General features: G+C 46.8%; 17 protein-coding genes and 2 tRNA genes. 4 read left to right on the forward strand and 15 right to left on the reverse strand.

Annotated elements, in window-relative coordinates; translation table 11 throughout:
• On the forward strand, positions 1-263 hold a 263-nt coding region (locus WKT17_RS14035), incomplete at its 5' end, for a hypothetical protein (RefSeq protein WP_340273311.1).
• Here WKT17_RS14035 and WKT17_RS14040 read toward each other — a convergent pair.
• From WKT17_RS14040 to tsaE, 9 genes are all read right to left on the reverse strand, one after another.
• Positions 226-314 (reverse strand) — tRNA-Ser (locus tag WKT17_RS14040). The two genes, WKT17_RS14035 and WKT17_RS14040, sit on opposite strands and share 38 nt — an antisense overlap.
• Before the next feature lie 50 nt (positions 315-364).
• Positions 365-450 (reverse strand) — tRNA-Ser (locus tag WKT17_RS14045).
• Positions 451-515: 65 nt separating this feature from the next.
• The gene (gene ispD / locus WKT17_RS14050) at positions 516-1,208 is read right to left on the reverse strand and encodes a 2-C-methyl-D-erythritol 4-phosphate cytidylyltransferase (protein ID WP_291683523.1); all 693 of its coding nucleotides are present in this window, start codon (positions 1,206-1,208) and stop codon (positions 516-518) included.
• A gap of 18 nt (positions 1,209-1,226) precedes the next feature.
• Positions 1,227-2,252 carry a tRNA (adenosine(37)-N6)-threonylcarbamoyltransferase complex transferase subunit TsaD gene (gene tsaD / locus WKT17_RS14055; protein ID WP_173748974.1) on the reverse strand — a complete coding sequence of 342 codons (1,026 nt, stop codon included), beginning with the start codon at positions 2,250-2,252 and terminating at the stop codon, positions 1,227-1,229.
• On the reverse strand, positions 2,249-3,178 hold the full coding sequence (locus WKT17_RS14060) for a ribonuclease Z (RefSeq protein WP_294461482.1): 930 nt from the start codon (positions 3,176-3,178) through the stop codon (positions 2,249-2,251). Before WKT17_RS14060 ends, tsaD begins: the two co-directional genes overlap by 4 nt.
• A 67-nt stretch (positions 3,179-3,245) precedes the next feature.
• Entirely contained in the window at positions 3,246-3,494 is a 249-nt protein-coding gene (locus tag WKT17_RS14065) for a hypothetical protein (RefSeq protein WP_173748972.1), read from the reverse strand.
• 112 nt (positions 3,495-3,606) lie between these two features.
• Positions 3,607-4,023: a ribosomal protein S18-alanine N-acetyltransferase gene (rimI, locus tag WKT17_RS14070; protein ID WP_264293465.1), complete on the reverse strand. Its 417-nt coding sequence runs from the start codon at positions 4,021-4,023 to the stop codon at positions 3,607-3,609.
• A 10-nt stretch (positions 4,024-4,033) separates the two neighbouring features.
• Positions 4,034-4,753, reverse strand: a complete 720-nt coding sequence (gene tsaB / locus WKT17_RS14075) for a tRNA (adenosine(37)-N6)-threonylcarbamoyltransferase complex dimerization subunit type 1 TsaB (protein WP_291683522.1) — start codon at positions 4,751-4,753, stop codon at positions 4,034-4,036.
• Positions 4,750-5,184 carry a tRNA (adenosine(37)-N6)-threonylcarbamoyltransferase complex ATPase subunit type 1 TsaE gene (gene tsaE / locus WKT17_RS14080; RefSeq protein WP_173748969.1) on the reverse strand — a complete coding sequence of 145 codons (435 nt, stop codon included), beginning with the start codon at positions 5,182-5,184 and terminating at the stop codon, positions 4,750-4,752. The genes tsaB and tsaE overlap by 4 nt, the downstream gene beginning before the upstream one ends.
• 150 nt (positions 5,185-5,334) lie before the next feature.
• On the opposite strand from tsaE, the gene WKT17_RS14085 reads away from it, so the two are divergent.
• Positions 5,335-5,853: a peptidylprolyl isomerase gene (locus WKT17_RS14085; RefSeq protein ID WP_173748968.1), complete on the forward strand. Its 519-nt coding sequence runs from the start codon at positions 5,335-5,337 to the stop codon at positions 5,851-5,853.
• Here WKT17_RS14085 and WKT17_RS14090 read toward each other — a convergent pair.
• Positions 5,850-6,506: a YigZ family protein gene (locus tag WKT17_RS14090; RefSeq protein ID WP_173748967.1), complete on the reverse strand. Its 657-nt coding sequence runs from the start codon at positions 6,504-6,506 to the stop codon at positions 5,850-5,852. The genes WKT17_RS14085 and WKT17_RS14090 overlap by 4 nt on opposite strands.
• Positions 6,507-6,677: 171 nt before the next feature.
• Between WKT17_RS14090 and WKT17_RS14095 the strand changes: the two genes are divergently transcribed.
• On the forward strand, positions 6,678-9,269 hold the full coding sequence (locus WKT17_RS14095; RefSeq protein ID WP_298060099.1) for a transglycosylase domain-containing protein: 2,592 nt from the start codon (positions 6,678-6,680) through the stop codon (positions 9,267-9,269).
• A gap of 70 nt (positions 9,270-9,339) precedes the next feature.
• Here WKT17_RS14095 and WKT17_RS14100 read toward each other — a convergent pair whose 3' ends face one another.
• The 4 genes from WKT17_RS14100 to ftsH form a co-directional block, all read right to left on the reverse strand.
• A complete protein-coding gene (locus WKT17_RS14100; RefSeq protein ID WP_173748965.1) occupies positions 9,340-10,281 on the reverse strand; it encodes an ROK family glucokinase in 942 nt (313 codons plus the stop codon).
• Positions 10,274-11,221, reverse strand: a complete 948-nt coding sequence (hprK, locus tag WKT17_RS14105; protein ID WP_173748964.1) for an HPr(Ser) kinase/phosphatase — start codon at positions 11,219-11,221, stop codon at positions 10,274-10,276. The genes WKT17_RS14100 and hprK overlap by 8 nt, the downstream gene beginning before the upstream one ends.
• 19 nt (positions 11,222-11,240) lie before the next feature.
• Positions 11,241-13,175, reverse strand: a complete 1,935-nt coding sequence (uvrC, locus tag WKT17_RS14110) for an excinuclease ABC subunit UvrC (RefSeq protein ID WP_173748963.1) — start codon at positions 13,173-13,175, stop codon at positions 11,241-11,243.
• Between the two features lie 93 nt (positions 13,176-13,268).
• Positions 13,269-15,239, reverse strand: coding sequence for an ATP-dependent zinc metalloprotease FtsH (ftsH, locus tag WKT17_RS14115; protein WP_173748962.1), 1,971 nt, complete (start codon positions 15,237-15,239; stop codon positions 13,269-13,271).
• Positions 15,240-15,468: 229 nt separating this feature from the next.
• Here ftsH and WKT17_RS14120 point away from each other — a divergent pair, with 229 nt between their 5' ends.
• Complete coding sequence (locus WKT17_RS14120) at positions 15,469-16,944, forward strand: DUF1846 domain-containing protein (RefSeq protein ID WP_173748961.1); 1,476 nt, start codon at positions 15,469-15,471, stop codon at positions 16,942-16,944.
• Positions 16,945-17,031: 87 nt separating this feature from the next.
• Here WKT17_RS14120 and galE read toward each other — a convergent pair whose 3' ends face one another.
• Complete coding sequence (gene galE / locus WKT17_RS14125) at positions 17,032-18,048, reverse strand: UDP-glucose 4-epimerase GalE (RefSeq protein WP_173748960.1); 1,017 nt, start codon at positions 18,046-18,048, stop codon at positions 17,032-17,034.
• Between the last annotated feature and the right edge of the window lie 37 nt (positions 18,049-18,085).

Here is an 18,085-nt window from a genome sequence, read left to right on the forward strand (position 1 = left end):
CAAAAAGTTTTTTCAGCCATTTGGCTGAGCTGTTCTTTTTTCGACAGCCATACCAGATTATCACATCTGTATCGCTTTGTCAAGAACTTTTTTTAAACTTTTCATCGACCGAAGTCGCCTTTCAAAGTTTCTCTGTCGCTCACAGCAACTTTTATAGATTATCATATCTTCAGTCGCTTGTCAACATTTTTTTTAAAACTTTTTTTGTGACAGCAGAGCTGTCAGCGGAGAAAGAGGGATTTGAACCCTCGCGCCGCTATTAACGACCTACTCCCTTTCCAGGGGAGCCCCTTCAGCCTCTTGGGTATTTCTCCATAGCCTGTTTAGAATTTATATTCTCTTTTTTTCGGAAGTAACTCCCGAGCGGAGAGAGTGGGATTCGAACCCACGCGCCCTTGCGGACAAACGGTTTTCAAGACCGCCTCGTTATGACCACTTCGATATCTCTCCGTACCCTCGCTTTGTCAGCGACAGGTAGTATATTACCATGTATTGACAGGATATGTCAAGACTTTTCAAGAATTTTTTTCAAGAATTTTTTCAGCCACCAGAATATCCTCCGGTGTGGTGATTTTCAGGTTTTCATAAGCCCCTTCTACAAGACAAACCGGAACCTTTCCATACCGCTCTACCAGCATGGAATCATCTGTAATTTCTTTCATATCATACTGTCTCGCTTTTTCATGTGCTTCCCGAATAAGGGAATAAGAAAAAACCTGAGGAGTCTGGATTGTCCATACCTGACTTCTCTTCGGAGTATTGGCCACCATTCCGTTTTCATCTGCCAGCTTCACCGTGTCTTTGGAAGGCATACCCGCAATACAGGCACCGTATTTTTCCACGGCCTCTTTGGTCCTCTTTATCATTGCTTCTGTAACAAAGGGTCTGGCCCCATCGTGAATAAATACATAATCACAGTCTTCACAGGCGCAAAGTCCCGCATATACGGAATCATACCTTTCCCGTCCTCCCGCAGCAATCTTTTTCACCTTTTGAAACCCGTATAAGTCTATGATTTCCTTTTTACAGTATTCTATACAATCCTTTCCCGTAACAAGGACAATTTCTTCTATTTCCGGACTCTGCTCAAAAACCGCAAGGCTGTAGTAAAGTACAGGTTTCCCTTTTATCATCAAAAACTGCTTCTGTATGTTGCTGTTCATGCGCTTCCCCTGGCCGGCTGCCAGAACAATGGCTGTACACTTCATCTGCTCTCCCGCCTTTCTCTACCGTTCTCCCAGTTTCAGGTTCGGCACAGCATTCAAATCCCAGCCGTGTCTTGTCCCCTTCTGGTATTCATAATAAGCCGCCACTCCTATCATGGCCGCATTATCCGTGCAGAAAATAGGGGAGGGATGATAAAACTGAATATGGTTCTTCTCACAGGCCTGCTGCATAGCCGTCCGCAGAGTCTGATTGGAGGCAACCCCTCCCGCAATAGCCAGCTTATCAATGTGATAGTCTTTTGCTGCCGCAATGGCATGCTCTACCAATACTTCGACTACGCAGCGCTGGAAAGACGCGGCAACGTCAGCCTCTACCACAGGGATTCCCTGCATTTTGCATTTATTAATATGGTTCAAAACTGCAGATTTCACTCCGCTAAAGCTGAAATCATAGGGTGCGTCCTCTACTTTTGCCTTTGGAAAATTCATGGCATAGGGGTTTCCCTCTTTGGATAAGCGGTCGATTTTCGGTCCTCCCGGATATCCAAGACCAATGGCGCGGGCCACTTTATCAAAAGCTTCTCCCGCTGCATCATCTCTGGTGCGTCCCAGGATTTCAAATTTTCCATAATCTTTTACAATGACTAGATGCGTATGTCCTCCGGATACTACCAGACATAAAAACGGTGGCTCCAAATCCGGATTTTCGATATAATTGGCAGAAATATGTCCCTCTATATGATGCACTCCTACCAAAGGAAGGTCTTTTGCAAAGCTGATAGCTTTGGCTTCTGCTACTCCTACTAAAAGGGCGCCTACAAGCCCAGGCCCGTAAGTCACGCCAATGGCATCTAAATCATCCAGGGTAACGCCTGCCTCTTTCAAAGCTTCTTCAATAACCTGGTTAATCTTTTCGATATGTTTTCTGGAGGCAATTTCCGGTACAACGCCTCCATATAATTTATGCAAATCAATCTGAGAAGAAATAATATTTGATAACACCGTGCGTCCGTTCTTGATAACAGAGGCTGCGGTTTCATCACAGGAACTTTCGATTGCCAGAATCAGTACGTCTTCCTTTTTCATTGCTTTTTATCTCCTTCACCGTCTTCAAACTGTAATTCCACAGACTGTCTGTCCCTTGCCGCAATGGTGTTTGGAAATACCTTTGCCGCTTCCTCCAGAGCCTCCTCCGGCCGCACCAGAGAGGGACTGTAATGGGTCAGCCACATCTGCTTTACCCGGGCTTCTTTTGCCAGACCTGCTGCCTCCTGGAAGGTCATATGTTTATAAGCTTTTGCTTTCTGCTCCTTGTCCTGCTCTCCATACATACCTTCACAAATAAACAAATCTGAACCTGCTGCATGTTCTGCAATAGAAGGCACCGGACGGGTATCTGTAGTGTAAGTCAGCTTGATTCCCTTTCTCTCAGCTCCCAGAACCATATCCGGCGTATAAGTCACACCATCAAAGGTTACGGTTTCTCCTTTCTGCAGAGGATTCCAGCATTTTAAAGGAATGTTCTGCTCCTTTGCTCTGGCCGGGTCAAATTTACCGCTTCTTTTGATTTCCAGACTGTATCCGTAACAAGTGACATTGTGATTCACCCGAAATGCAGTAATGTGATAACCATTCAGCACAAAAGTTTCCTCCGGCTTTGTCAGCTCTATACACTGAATTTCAAAAGGAAGCTCCGGCGCAATGACACGCAGGGCAGACACTACCCGCACCAGCCCCTTAGGACCAATCAGGGTCAGCGGTTCCGTCCGTTCTGCATTTCCCATGGTCAGCAAAAGTCCCGGCAGTCCGCTGATGTGGTCCGCATGATAATGCGTAAAACAGATTACATCAATGGGCTTAAAACTCCAGCCTTTTTCCTTTACAGCCACCTGTGTTCCTTCTCCGCAGTCAATCATCAGATTGCTTCCGTTATATCTTGTCATCAAAGATGTTAATTTTCTTCTGGGCAGAGGCATCATACCGCCTGTACCCAGCAGGCATACATCCAACATTCTATCTTCCTCGTTTCTATCGGTTTCGTTTCTGTCTGTTTCTTATCATAGCACACATTTTTTTGTGCTACAACAACTCATTTTCCCTTTTCACTTCTACCGGAATCCGAAAAGAGCCAATCCATTTATCGTAACAGCTTTCACACAAATCAAAATCATGAACTTCTCCGTCTTTTTCTGAGAAATAGCCCCACTGTACATGACCGGGGAAAGCCCCTTCCAAAATCATGTCCTTCTGTGTCCGCAGCTGTCTTCCACAGCAGTTGCAGTAAACTTCCAGAAACTGTGCTTCCATCTGTTTTGTATATTTTTTCATTCTTGTCCTCCAAAGTGTGAAACGTTTTGAGGTTACAAAAAGAGTATAGCGAATCCGGCTGTAAAATCCCAGTGGGAAATAGCTGTAAACTTAGAAAAAGATAGCAGATTTGCTATCTTTTACACATCACCGCTGCGTTCTCCACGGGCGCTTCATAGAAATTTTTTCGTATACCCATTCTGGCAAATCCTGCCTTTTCGTACAATCCAATGGCTTTTTCGTTGCTCTCTCTCACTTCCAGAAAGAAAGAGGCAACCCCTCTCTCCTTTCCCCTCTGTTCCAGGGCAGCTAAAAGAGCCGTTCCGATTTTCCTTCCCCGGTATTCCTGCTTTACACATACATTGGTGATTTCGCCTTCGTCCAGAGCAATCCACATACCGGCATAGCCTGCTGGCTTCCCGTCCTCCCACGCAGTCAGATACAGGGCATGGGAATCTTTTACCGCATCCAGAAAGCTTTTTTCACTCCAGGGTTTGGAAAAATTCTCCGCCTCCATGGCAGCAATCTCCTGCACCTCTTTTTCTGTCATTTCCCGAATTTCAGGCATGTTCTTTTGCCAGGCGTTCCGCCCTTTCCCTTTCCGCCTGGGATACCCGCAGATAGTCCGGCTGATGTTCTGCCGCTGTTTCAGTCTTTCCCCGGGCAAAATACACAGCGCCAAGAGCAGCCACAGCCCCGGCTCTCTGGCGGTTTAAATGAGCAGGCGCAAAACTGTAAGAAACCTGACACTTTTCCTGAATCAATTCTTTAAAAACCGGTACGCCGTCTCCCAGAAAGATTACGTTTTTTCCCAATGCATTTACTTTTTCCAGAAGTTCGTCCATAGGAAGGGCGTCCTGGTCCTGTATGGTTTTCAGCTGATGGTCCTCAAAGGTATAAATCCCTGTATAAACCTGCTTTCTTCTGGCGTCCATCATAGGACAGATAACCGTATCCCGGTCTGTGCCGTAGAGATTATAAGCCAGCGCCTCCACTGTAGGCACACCGATTAAAGGTTTCTGCAAAGCCAGTCCCAGTCCTTTGGCCGTTGCAGAGCCAATGCGAAGTCCGGTAAAAGAACCCGGTCCTGCTGCCACGGCAATGGCATCGATACTCTCCAAATCCAGATTGACTGCCTTCTTAATTTCATCCAACATGGGCAATAACGTCTGGGAATGTGTTTTCTTGTAATTCATGGTATATTCCGCAACCAGTATGTCGTCCTCCACAAGGGCCACAGAGGCCACCAGCCCGGAACTGTCAAGCGCCAGTATTTTCATAATGTCTCCACTCCTTCTATGGTAATTTTCCGGTAGTCAAATCCCTTCTCCGGATTTTTTTCTATGGTAATGGAAATGATATTTTCCGGCAGAAGTTCTTCGATAAGCTCTGCCCATTCAATGAGACAGACGCCCTCTCCGAAGAAATAATCATCATAGCCGATTTCTTCCATCTCTTCAATATCTCCGATACGGTATACATCAAAGTGATAAAACGGCAGCCTTCCGCCCTCGTATTCCTGTATAATGGTAAAAGTAGGGCTGTTGACTGGTTCCGCAATGCCAAGCCCTGCTGCCACGCCCTGGGTGAACACCGTCTTTCCCACTCCCAGGTCTCCGTTTAATGTATAAATCTGTCCTGCCGCAGCCTGTCTGCCAAGCTTTTCTCCCAGCAGGAACGTTTCCTTTGCACTGTTTGTTTCTATTATCATGGATAATCCTCTTTTACTTCTTACTTGCTTTCTTTCTGGTTCCATTTGCCTGTTTCAGTATAGCATACAAAATTGTGGCTTGCACCTTTTATTTTTTCCGCTTATAATGTTGGACATAACAATATAGACAAAACAAAAGGAGATTTTACTATGGCAAATCCAGTTGTAACCATTACAATGGCAAACGGCGATGTAATGAAAGCAGAATTATATCCTGAAATCGCCCCAAATACAGTAAATAACTTTATCGGTCTGGTGAAAAGCGGATTCTATGACGGTCTGATTTTCCACAGAGTTATCCGCGGCTTTATGATTCAGGGCGGCTGCCCGGACGGCACAGGCATGGGCGGTCCCGGCTATTCCATCAAAGGAGAATTCGCACAGAACCACTTTGAAAACAATCTGGCACACACACCAGGCGTTCTGTCCATGGCAAGAGCCATGCACCCGGATTCCGCAGGCAGCCAGTTCTTCATTATGCACGAAACTTCTCCGCACCTGGACGGTGCTTACGCTGCATTCGGAAAAGTCATCGAAGGCATGGACGTAGTAAATAAAATTGCGGAAACACGCACAGACTACAGCGACCGTCCCCTGGAGAAGCAGGAAATCGCTTCCATGACTGTAGAAACCTTCGGTGCAGACTATCCGGAACCGGAGAAATGCTAATCATCAAACAGAAGATATTCTCCATCTGAAACAGCAAAATACAGTTCTTTTACTTCTGTGACAGAGGCCCGTGCACTGGTTGCTTCTGTCACAGCTTTTTTTACCCTCTCTGCCTCTGCTGCCGGGACAAGTACCTGCAGCCTCACATCTTCGGCATAAACAGAATCCATAATAGGAATGTCACTCTGTGCAAACAGATACTGCAGTTTTCCCACACCGTTATAATCCGTTCCCACCTCCGTAAGAATGCCGTGGCGCTTTGTAATCACCCGACTGGCTGCCAGTCCCTCCTGTACTGCCTTGGAATAAGCCCGCACCAGACCGCCTGTGCCAAGAAGCGTGCCGCCGAAATACCGGGTCACCACCACAGCGGTATTGTACAGTTCCTCTCCCAGAAGCACGTCCAACATAGGCTTTCCTGCAGTTCCCTGGGGTTCTCCGTCGTCACTACAGCGCATAGACTCTCGGCGCTCTCCAATCACCCAGGCGGAACAGTTGTGTCTGGCATCCCAGTATTTCTTTTTCATTTCCTCTATAAACAGCATAGCTTCTTCTTCTGTTTTGACCGGACGCACGGTGGCAATAAACCGGGATTTCTTTTCCACGATTTCTCCTGTGCCTCCCTGATAAACGGTTTTATATTGTTCCAGCATAAATTTCCTCATTTCTGATTTCTCTATCTTTATTTCTTTGTATTTTAGCATACTTTCCGCCATACAGGGAACATTTATGAATAAAAAATGAAATTCCCCTGCACAAAGCCAAAGTTTCTTGAATTAGGTTCAGCCATTTGTTATAATGGACGGGAAAAGGAGGCAAACTACATGAATTTTGGAAAACGTGCCGTAAATAAGAAGCGAAATGATTTGTCCTCCCATTCTACCATGATGGGAAAAAAAGCAAACGTTTCTTTTCTGCGTGTCATTTTCATCTCTTTGATAGCCCTGCTGTTCATAGGCGGCAGTGTGGGCATCGGCGCATTGAAAGGACTCATAGACAATGCACCTGATATTTCAGAAGTCAACATTGTCCCTGTAGGCGAAGCTACCTTTGTCTACGACGCAAACGGAAACCAGCTTCAGAAACTCACCGCCCCCAACTCCAACCGAATGCCGGTCACTATTGACCAGATTCCACTGGATTTACAGCATGCGGTGGTGGCTATTGAAGACGAACGTTTCTATGAACACAATGGTATTGATATACGAGGCATTCTCCGCGCCGGGATTAAAGGTATTGCCAACGGCGGACACTTTACAGAAGGCGCCAGTACCATTACCCAGCAGCTTTTGAAAAACAATGTTTTCACAGGCTGGACCAACGAGTCCGTGATACAGCGCTTCAAGCGTAAATTCCAGGAACAGTATCTGGCCATTCAGCTGGAAAAACAGGTAAAAGACAAAAACGTTATTCTGGAAAATTATCTGAATACCATCAACCTCGGAAACGGAAACTACGGTGTACAGGCTGCCGCACAGGGTTATTTCGGCAAGAATGTCAGTGATTTGACACTTTCCGAATGTACGGTCATTGCCGGAATCAGTCAGAACCCCACCAAGTTCAATCCGGTAGTATATCCTGAGAAAAATGCTCAGAGAAGAAAAGATGTTCTGGACCACATGCTGGAGCAGGAATACATCACCAAAGCACAGTATGACGAATGTCTGGCCGACAACGTCTATGAGCGGATTCAGAATGTAGAACAGACACAGGAAGAAACAGATAAAACATACAGTTATTTCATTGATGAACTCACCGAACAGGTGGTACGGGATTTGCAGGAACAGCGGGGCTATACAGAAGCCCAGGCTTACACGGCCCTTTACAGCGGCGGCCTGCGTATCTATACCACACAGGACCCATCCATTCAGCAGATTTGTGATGAAGAATATGAAAATCCTGACAATTTCCCGGCAGGCAGCCAGGTAACTCTGGACTATGCCCTTACGGTGAAACACCCCAATGGGAAACAGGAAAATTACAGTAAAGAAATGCTGAAGGAATACTTCATCCAAAATGAAGATTCCAATTTCACGCTGCTTTTCGACAGCGCAGAAAGCGCACAGGCCCATGTGGATACCTATAAAGCATCCATTCTGGCAGACGGAAGCGAAGTAGTCAGTGAAACCATGCATCTGACGCCTCAGCCTCAGTCCTCTATTACCATTATTGACCAGCACACCGGTTATGTAAAGGCCATTGTAGGCGGGCGGGGAGAGAAATCCTCCAGCCTTACCTTAAACCGTGCCACCAACACACTGCGGCAGCCTGGTTCTACCTTTAAACCGCTGGCCGTTTATGCAGCAGCCTTAAACGAAGGCGGTATGACACTGGCAACAACTTTCGAGGACGAGCCTTATACCTATGCCAACGGACAGCCCCTTTACAACTATGACCACCAGTATCACGGAACTGTTTCTATGCGGACAGCCATCATGAAATCCTACAACATTCCCGCTGTACTGGCTATGGAAAAAATCACTCCAAAGGTCAGCGTGGAATATCTGAAAAAATTCGGTTTCACCAGCATCCTGGACGAGCCGAAAGAAATTCCGGAAGGCAGCGGAGACTATTATACCGACGAAAATCTGCCTACTGCCCTTGGTGGTATTACCCAGGGTGTCAGCAATCTGGAACTGACAGCAGCTTACGCAGCCATTGCAAACAACGGAACTTATATTAAACCTGTGTTTTATACCAAGATTCTGGATTCTGACGGAAACGTGGTCATTGACAATACACCGGAAAAAACTACGGTTATCAAGCCAAGCACCGCTTATCTGCTGACCAGCGCCCTGGAAGACGTTGTAAATCAAGGTACAGGTACCAGACTGCAGCTTAGCAACATGCCGGTAGCCGGAAAGACCGGTACCACAGATAACTACAAAAACCTGTGGTTCTCAGGATTTACTCCATACTACACTTGCTCTGTATGGGCCGGATATGATGACAATACCGTGCTTCCTCAGGGAACAGCCCGTACTTATCAGCAGACCCTGTGGAAGAAAATCATGCAGCGTATTCACGCGGATTTGCCGGAAACAGACTTCAAAATGCCCTCCACCGTGGAGAAGGCATCTATCTGTACCGAAACAGGACTGCTGGCAACCTCAAGCTGCAGCTCTGTGACAGAACTCTTTGACACAGAACAGCTTCCGAAAAAATACTGCTCCGGTCATTACCGCCGCAGCTACAGTTCCGAAAGCAGTTCGGAATCCGGATCCGAAGAAAATGATACAACCACGGAAACGCCAACACCGGACAATCCTGTAACCGAACCGGAACAGACACAGCCGGAAACTCCTCCGGCAGACAACCAGACGCCAACGGAAACGCCTCCGACAGACGGAGGTACAGATACACAGCAGCCGGAAACTCCACAGGAAACGCCTCCGGCTGAAACGCCAACAGAATAAAACAGCAAAAAAAGACTGCATAAACGAATGCACATACCGTTTATGCAGTCTTCTTCTATTTTCTTTGCTTTTATCTGCTCAAAATCAATTTAGCTGCTCCGCAGATTCCCGCATCATTTCCCAGAGTTGCCAGTTTAATAGGCGTTGCCTTGCATGCAGAAAATGCATATTTCTGATAATATTTCTCCACACAGTCCACCAGCACCTGTCCTGCTTTAGACACGCCGCCGCCCAAAACGATAACATCCGGGTCTGCCACACAGGCAAAAACAGCCAGCGCTCTGCCCAGATACTCTGCAAACTCATCCACAATCTCCTGCGCCAGAGCATCCTTTTCCTTATAGGCGTCAAAAACATCTTTTGCAGTCACATGACTCTTGCTCCGCAGCAGAGATTCCTTTTCTGTCTTTCCCAGGGCTTTTCGGGCCAGAGAAGCAATTCCCGTAGCGGAAGCATACTGCTCCAGACAACCTTTGTTGCCGCAGTTGCAGGCTTTTTCCTCTGCCGGATTTATCATGGCATGTCCGATTTCTCCGCCTGCGCCATGAGCGCCTGTAACGATTTTCTCATTGATAATGATTCCGCCGCCTACGCCAGTGCCCAGGGTTGCCAGAATCAGGTTCTTTGCGCCTTTTCCGCCGCCCTTCCACATTTCTCCCAAAGCCGCTACGTTGGCATCATTTCCGGCTTTTACCGGCATACCGGTCAGCTCTTCCAGTTCTTTTTCCACATTTTTTCTTCCCCAGTGCAGGTTAACCGCACAGGCAATTTCCCCATTTTCTTCAATAGGACCCGGAAGTCCGATACCTATGCCAACGGCCTCTTCTCTGGTAATTTCTTTTTCTTCCATTTTTTTCAAAATAGCTTCCGCAATATCAGGAAGAATCTTTACTCCCTCCTGCTCTGTCCGTGTGGGAATTTCCCATTTTTCCTCAATGGTTCCTTCTGCTGAAAACAAAGCGCATTTTACACTGGTTCCTCCTACATCAATCCCAAAGCAATACTTACTCATTTTCTTCTCCTTCTTCCCTCTTTTTCGCCATATTTTCCTGTACGCGGCGGTACAGTTCCTGTGCGGCATTATAGCCCATCTTTTTCTGTCTGTGGTTGACTGCGGCAGATTCTACAATGACTGCCAGGTTTCGTCCCGGACGGATAGGCAGAGAATGACACACAATCTTATTGCCCAGAAATTCCGTATATTCTTCTTCCATGCCCAGGCGGTCATATTCTTTATCCCGGTTCCACTCTTCCAGTTTGATAACCAAATCAATGGACTGGGTATCCTTTACACTTTCCACACCAAACAGGGTCTTCACGTCAATAATGCCAATACCTCGCAGTTCGATAAAGTGACGGGTGATGTCCGGAGCAGACCCTACCAGCGTAACATCGCTGACACGGCGCAGTTCCACCACGTCGTCGCTGACAAGACGATGCCCCCTCTTAATCAGCTCCAGAGCCGCTTCGCTCTTACCGATACCGCTTTCGCCCATAATCAGAACGCCTTCCCCGTATACGTCCACCAGCACCCCGTGAATGGAAATGCAAGGGGCAAGCTGTACTCCCAGCCAGCGAATAAGCTCTGCCATGAATGCAGAGGTGGTTTTTTGTGTCACCAGCACCGGAACCTGATATTTGCAGGCAAGCCCCAGCATATCCTCATCCGGCTCTGTCATGGTTGTAAAAACCACACAGGGAATCTTGCTGGCAACAAACCGTTCAAAAGCCCTCAGCTTTTCCTTTTTTTCCAAATGAAGCAGGTATGTGTATTCCACATAACCGATAATCTGCACACGTTCATTTTCAAAGTGTTCCAGATACCCGGTCAGCTGCAAAGCCGGACGGTTAATTTCCGGTGTGTTGATACGCTTGCCCGATGTATCGATTTCCGGTGTTTTATTATACAGGTTTAATTCCTGTATCATTTTATTTAATTCTACACCTGTCATGTCATAATCTCCTTCTGTGTCAGTCTTTTGGTTCTTTTCTTATTTTATCATATGGACTTTGCAAGTTCAACAACGGACTGGCGCTTTCTTCCCTCCGCCGGTGTAAAAATTCGTATACCTGCCGGGCTGCTTTTTCGTTCATGGATTCCACCTGGGACAATTCCTCTACGGAAGCCTCCCGAAGCCCCTCCAGACCTTTAAAACGCTTCATCAGCGCCTTTCTTCTGGCAGGCCCGATACCTGGAATATCATCCAGAAGAGAATGGACCTGCCCCTTGCTGCGCAGGGAACGGTGGTACTCAATGGCAAACCGGTGAGCCTCGTCCTGAATCCGGGTAATCAGCTTAAAGCCCTCGCTGTCTCTATCAATGGGAATTTCTTCATTTTGGAAATACAGTCCTCTGGTGCGGTGCTTGTCGTCCTTTACCATACCGCATACAGGAATGGAAAGCTGCAGTTTGTCCAGCACAGACAGGGCTATGTTTACCTGTCCTCTTCCGCCGTCCATCATAATCAAATCCGGGAACCTGGTAAAACTGCCATACACATTTCCCGAATTTTCACGCTGCCGCTCCTCCTGCTCGTTCATGCCGTGGACAAACCGCCGGGTCAGCACCTCTTCCATGCTGGCATAATCATTGGGACCTTCCACGGACTGAATCCGGAACTTCCGATAATCACTGCGCTTGGGTTTTCCCTTCTCGTAAACCACCATGGAGCCCACGGACTGAAAACCGCTGATGTTGGAAATATCAAAAGCCTCTATCCGGTTGATGCCCCTCATATTTAACAGCTGCGCAATCTCTTTGACCGCCCCAATCGTTCTTCCCTCTTCCCGCTGTATTCGTTCCTTATCCTGCCTGAGCACCAACTTTGCATTCTGGTAAGCCAGTTCCACCAGTTTTTCCTTGGTTCCTTTTTTTGGCACGGTAATGCGGACTTTCCTGCCTTTGCGGCTCTCCAGCCATTCTTCTAAAAGTTCCCGGTCCTCAATTTCCTCCTGCAGCATAATTTCTCTGGGAATAAAAGGAGTCCCCGCATAAAACTGTTTCAAAAAGCTGGACAAAATCCCTCTGCGATTCTCCCCCGGCGCTGTCTTCATATAAAAATGGTCACGACCGATGAGTTTTCCGTCCCGGACAAAGAACACCTGCACCACCGCGTCATCGTTTTCCATGGCAGCTGCAATAATATCTTTATCCTCTCCCGGATGGTCTGTAATTTTCTGCCGTTCACCAATTTTTTCCACACTCTGCATCAAATCCCGGTACTGTGCGGCTTCTTCAAATTTCATCTCTCCGGAAGCCTGCAGCATTTTCTCCTCCAGTTCCTTCAAAACAGATTTGTGATTTCCTCCCAGAAAGTCCAGAAGACTGTCTACCTGCTTCCGGTACTCCTCTTTGGAAATATAGCCCTGACAAGGAGCCTGGCACTGCTTGATATGGTAATAAAGACAGGGCCTCTCTTTTCCCACATCCCTGGGAAGATTGCGGGTGCAGGTCCGAAGATGATACAGCTTTCTGGTCAGTTCAATGACATCCTTCACCGCCCCGGCACTGGTATAAGGGCCAAAATATTTGGATTTGTCCTTTTTCATGCTTCTGGCTGTCATAATTCTGGGGAATGTTTCTCCTACCGTCACCTTAATAAATGGATAATTCTTGTCGTCCTTCAGCATGGTGTTGTACTTTGGCTTGTGCTCTTTAATCAGATTGGATTCCAGCACCAGGGCTTCCAGCTCCGAATCTGTCACAATGTATTCAAATCGCTCTATCTGTTCCACCATCTGTTCTTTCTTAATTCCCAGATTGCGGCTTTTCTGAAAATACTGCCGCACCCTGTTTTTCAGGCTGATGGCCTTTCCCACATAGATAATCGTATCATGTCGGTCATGCATCATGTAAACTCCCGGCAGCGACGGCAGCTTTTTCAGTTCTTCCTCTATATGAAACATATGCTCTCCTTTCTGAAAAAAGCTGCCGCATTAAGCAGCAATCAGGAATGTCTGTACTTCTTCCCGATATTACTTAATGCGGCAGCTCATCTCTTATATTTCTACCGCTTCCGAATTCTGATTTTCGTCTGCATCTGTATGTGTCCCAGGAAGCTGCATCGGTGCTTCTGTTTCCACCGTTTTTTCTTCGATTCTGCCCTTGACCTCCGGTTCCTGAATCCCCTTGGCCTCATGGAAAATCTTCATAAACTCTTTTCCCGTAATGGTTTCCTTCTGAATCAGAAACTCTGCAATCTTGTCCATCACATCCCTGTTCTCACTGAGCAGCCTCTTGGCCTCATCATAAGATTTTTTCAGGAGTTTCATAACTTCATGGTCAATCTCTGTGGCTGTGGAATCGCCGCAGTTTAACATGGCTTTTCCGTCCAGATACTGATTCTGGGTTTCCGCCAGTCCCATAAGTCCAAAGCGGTCTGACATACCGTACTGGGTAATCATGGCTCTGGCCACCTTGGTAGCCTGTTCAATATCGTTGGCTGCGCCCGTGGTGACCGTATCAAAGACAATCTCCTCTGCTGCCCGTCCGCCCAGGTATCCTACCAGCATGGCTTCCAGTTCTTTTCTGGTATTTAGGAATTTCTCTTCCTCCGGTACATGCATCACATAGCCCAGAGCACCCATGGTTCTCGGTACAATGGTAATCTTCTGCACCGGCTCAGAATCCTTCTGCAGAGCGCTGACCAGCGCATGTCCCACTTCGTGATAGGAAACAATTTTCCTCTCCTCTGTGCTCAGAATCCTGTCTTTCTTCTCTTTACCCACCAAAACGACTTCCACTGCTTCCAGCAAATCTTTCTGGGAAACAGCGCTTCTTCCGTTCTTAACTGCTAAAATAGCCGCCTCATTCATCATGTTTGCCAAATCCGAACCCACTGCGCCGGAGGTTGCCAGAGCAATGCCCTCCAAATCCACGGTCTCATCCAGAGACACATTTTTTGCGTGTACTTTTAAAATACTCACACGACCCTTTAAATCCGGACGGTCCACAATGACGCGGCGGTCAAAACGTCCCGGACGCAGAAGCGCCGGATCCAGAACCTCCGGACGGTTGGTAGCCGCCAGAATGAGAAGTCCTTTTGAGGTATCAAAACCGTCCATCTCAGCCAACAACTGATTCAGTGTCTGCTCCCTCTCGTCATTGCCGCCGTAACGGGAATCACGGCTCTTACCAATAGCGTCTACCTCGTCGATAAAAATAATACAGGGCGCATTTTTCTTTGCCTCTTCAAACAAATCCCGGACACGGGACGCACCCACACCTACAAACATCTCCACGAAATCCGAACCGGACAGGGAAAAGAAAGGCACATGAGCCTCGCCTGCCACGGCTTTCGCCAGAAGCGTTTTACCGGTTCCCGGAGGTCCCACTAACAGCGCGCCCTTTGGAAGTTTCGCGCCAATGGCTGTATACTTCCCTGGATTGTGCAGGAAATCCACCACTTCCTGGAGGGATTCCTTAGCCTCGTCCTGTCCCGCCACATCTTTAAAGGTAATGCCGGTTTCTTTCTGCACATAGGCTTTGGCTTTGCTTTTTCCCACGCCGCCCATAATGCCGCTGCCGCCGTTCATACGTTTAAACATGAAACTCAGCAGAAAAATCATGACGACAATAGGAATCACCATGCCTAAAAGGCTGAGAATCACCTCCGCAACCGGACTTGGCTGTTCTCTGCCAAAGGTCACATCCGCCTTTTCCAGACGCTTTGTCAGCTCGTCCAGGCTTTCAGACATCGTTGTATATACCTTCACCGGCTGTCCCATAATTTTCTGTTCTTTCAAGGTGATTTCCAGTGTGTCGGATTTTATCACAACTTCTTTGACCTCACCATCGTTCACCTTTTCAATGAACTCGCTGTAGTTAATTTGATTGGTCTGATTTTTTGTCAGGATACTAAAAAGATTTACTACGATAAGTCCCATCATCAGGCAAATCACCACTACCAGTAATGACTGTTTATTCTTAGGCCCGTCATCCTTCGGACCTTTATTCTGATTTTGCTCCATTTCTTTCCTCCTCACGTTATCTTCTTTATTATAAGGATTACGAGATTATAAATCAACAATAAGATTATGAAAAACTGTACACATTTATTAAACTTTTGTAAATTTACACAAAATAAAAGATTTTTGCCGTTTACACTGGAATTTTCCCGTATAATTGTAGTATACTAACGCAGTACACGATAACTTTACGCGTTTTTTAATAAATTCAAAGAAAAAGGGGCACTTAAAGATGAAAATAGGATTTGATAATGACAAATATTTATCCATGCAGTCCGAACATATCAAAGAACGTATCAGTCAGTTCGATAACAAGCTGTATCTGGAGTTCGGAGGCAAACTTTTCGACGACTACCACGCTTCCAGGGTTCTGCCGGGATTCGCCCCGGACAGCAAGCTGAAAATGCTGGAACAGCTTTCTGACCATGCGGAAATCGTCATCGTTATCAGTGCCGGCGATATAGAGAAAAATAAAGTCAGAGGGGATTTGGGGATTACCTATGACCTTGACGTGCTGCGCTTGATGGATGCCTTTAAGGACAGAGGCTTTTTCGTAGGCAGCGTTGTCATCACACAATTTTCCGGTCAGGCCGGCGCCATGGCTTTTAAAACCAAGCTGGAAAACCTGGGAATCCGTGTATATCTGCATTATCCCATTGCCGGTTATCCAAGCAACATTCCTTTCATTGTCAGCGACGAAGGCTACGGCAAGAACGAATATATTGAAACCTCCCGTCCTCTGGTTGTTATAACCGCACCGGGACCGGGAAGCGGCAAAATGGCTACCTGCCTTTCCCAGCTCTACCATGAACACAAACGTGGTATCCACGCAGGCTATGCAAAATTTGAAACCTTCCCTATCTGGAACATTCCTCTGAAACACCCGGTAAACCTGGCATACGAAGCAGCTACCGCGGACTTAAACGACGTCAATATGATTGACCCCTTCCATCTGGAAGCCTACGGGGAAACCACAGTAAACTACAACCGTGACGTGGAAATTTTCCCGGTACTCAGCGCTATTTTTGAGCGAATTTTCGGAAAATGCCCGTACCAGTCTCCTACAGACATGGGTGTCAATATGGCAGGAAACTGTATCATTGACGATGAAGCCTGCAGAGAGGCTTCCAGACAGGAAATCATCCGCAGATACTACCAGGCATTGGAAGGCCGTCTGGAGGAATCCAACACAGAGGAAGAAGTCTTCAAGCTGGAACTGCTGATGAAACAGGCGGGCATTTCTACTGAAAACCGCCGTGTTACCACTGCTGCTTTAGAACGTGCGGAAAAAACCGGGGCTCCGGCTGCTGCCATTGAGCTGGAGGACGGAAGAATTCTCACCGGAAAAACTTCTGACCTTTTGGGCGCTTCCGCTGCACTCCTTCTGAACACCTTAAAGGAACTGGCACAGATTCCTCACAACCTGCATGTGCTTTCCCCAACAGCCATTGAACCGATTCAGAAGCTGAAAATCGATTATCTGGGAAGTAAAAACCCAAGACTGCATACCGATGAGGTACTCATTGCCCTGTCCAGCACTGCTGCCACCAGCGACGTGGCTAAATTGGCTCTGGAACAGCTTCCAAAGCTGAAAGGCTGCCAGGTACATTCCTCTGTCATGCTGTCTTCTGTGGACAAGAAAGTCTTCAAAAAACTGGGCGTGCAGCTTACTTCTGAACCTGTATACGAACACAAGAAAATTTATTAAACCCTGCGCCGCCAGGCGCCCCACAAAAAGCCCCGCAAGAAAAGCAAATCTTTTGCTTCTCTTACGGGGCTTTCCATAGGCTTATTTTTATTCGTCGTATCCGTTTGGATTGTTAGACTGCCATCTCCAGGAGTCCTCACACATTTCTTTAATTCCGTTTTCAGCTTTCCATCCCAGTTCTTTGTACGCTTTTTCTGCACTGGAATAGCAGGTTGCAATATCGCCTGCACGGCGCGGTTTAATCACATATGGAATCTTCACGCCTGTAGCTTCTTCAAAGTTTTTCACAATATCCAGTACGCTGTATCCCTTACCTGTTCCCAGGTTGTAAACAGACAGTCCGGATTTGTCTTCAATCTTCTTTAAAGCCTTTACATGGCCTTTGGCTAAATCCACCACATGGATATAATCTCTCACACCGGTTCCGTCATGTGTGTCGTAATCATTTCCGAATACACCCAATTCTTTTAATTTTCCTACAGCCACCTGTGTGATATATGGCATTAAGTTATTTGGAATACCGTTTGGATTCTCTCCAATGGTACCGCTCTTATGTGCACCGATGGGGTTGAAGTATCTTAAAATAACCACATTCCATTCCGGGTCTGCTTTCTGAATATCTGTCAAAACCTGTTCCAGCATGGATTTTGTCCAGCCGTATGGATTGGTGCAGGTGCCTTTTGGGCATTCCTCTGTAATAGGAACAAAAGCCGGGTCACCGTATACCGTTGCAGAAGAAGAGAAGATGATGTTCTTCACATTGTGCTTTCTCATGACATCCACCAGAGTCAGAGTGCCTGCAATATTGTTTTCATAATATTCCCAGGGCTTTTGGACAGACTCTCCTACTGCTTTTAAGCCTGCAAAATGAATACAGGAATCAATGGATTCTTTTTCAAAGACTTCATTCAAAGCCTCTCTGTCTAAAATATCTGCTTTATAAAATTTTACAGGTTTCCCTGTGATTTTTTCCACTCGTTCCAGAGATTTTTCGCTGGAGTTGGAAAGATTATCCAGAACCACTACATCATATCCTGCACTCTGAAGTTCCACTACGGTATGGCTGCCGATATATCCGGCTCCGCCTGTTACTAAAATTGCCATCTTTTTATTCCTCCTTTGAGAAATCAACTATTTTTCA

The organism is Blautia sp. HCN-20427 (genome assembly GCF_037890365.1).
In the GTDB taxonomy this organism is placed as follows: Bacteria; Bacillota; Clostridia; order Lachnospirales; family Lachnospiraceae; genus Blautia.

Coding starts and splice junctions, on each gene's coding strand:
- WKT17_RS14065 (WP_173748972.1), bottom strand. CDS start 3,494: ATGAAAAAATATACAAAACAGATGGAAGCACAGTTTCTGGAAGTTTAC.
- galE (WP_173748960.1), bottom strand. CDS start 18,048: ATGGCAATTTTAGTAACAGGCGGAGCCGGATATATCGGCAGCCATACC.
- WKT17_RS14120 (WP_173748961.1), top strand. CDS start 15,469: ATGAAAATAGGATTTGATAATGACAAATATTTATCCATGCAGTCCGAA.
- tsaB (WP_291683522.1), bottom strand. CDS start 4,753: ATGAAAATACTGGCGCTTGACAGTTCCGGGCTGGTGGCCTCTGTGGCC.
- ftsH (WP_173748962.1), bottom strand. CDS start 15,239: ATGGAGCAAAATCAGAATAAAGGTCCGAAGGATGACGGGCCTAAGAAT.
- WKT17_RS14060 (WP_294461482.1), bottom strand. CDS start 3,178: ATGTTGGATGTATGCCTGCTGGGTACAGGCGGTATGATGCCTCTGCCC.
- uvrC (WP_173748963.1), bottom strand. CDS start 13,175: ATGTTTCATATAGAGGAAGAACTGAAAAAGCTGCCGTCGCTGCCGGGA.
- WKT17_RS14095 (WP_298060099.1), top strand. CDS start 6,678: ATGAATTTTGGAAAACGTGCCGTAAATAAGAAGCGAAATGATTTGTCC.
- tsaD (WP_173748974.1), bottom strand. CDS start 2,252: ATGAAAAAGGAAGACGTACTGATTCTGGCAATCGAAAGTTCCTGTGAT.
- hprK (WP_173748964.1), bottom strand. CDS start 11,221: ATGACAGGTGTAGAATTAAATAAAATGATACAGGAATTAAACCTGTAT.
- WKT17_RS14100 (WP_173748965.1), bottom strand. CDS start 10,281: ATGAGTAAGTATTGCTTTGGGATTGATGTAGGAGGAACCAGTGTAAAA.
- tsaE (WP_173748969.1), bottom strand. CDS start 5,184: ATGATAATAGAAACAAACAGTGCAAAGGAAACGTTCCTGCTGGGAGAA.
- WKT17_RS14090 (WP_173748967.1), bottom strand. CDS start 6,506: ATGCTGGAACAATATAAAACCGTTTATCAGGGAGGCACAGGAGAAATC.
- rimI (WP_264293465.1), bottom strand. CDS start 4,023: ATGACAGAAAAAGAGGTGCAGGAGATTGCTGCCATGGAGGCGGAGAAT.
- WKT17_RS14085 (WP_173748968.1), top strand. CDS start 5,335: ATGGCAAATCCAGTTGTAACCATTACAATGGCAAACGGCGATGTAATG.
- ispD (WP_291683523.1), bottom strand. CDS start 1,208: ATGAAGTGTACAGCCATTGTTCTGGCAGCCGGCCAGGGGAAGCGCATG.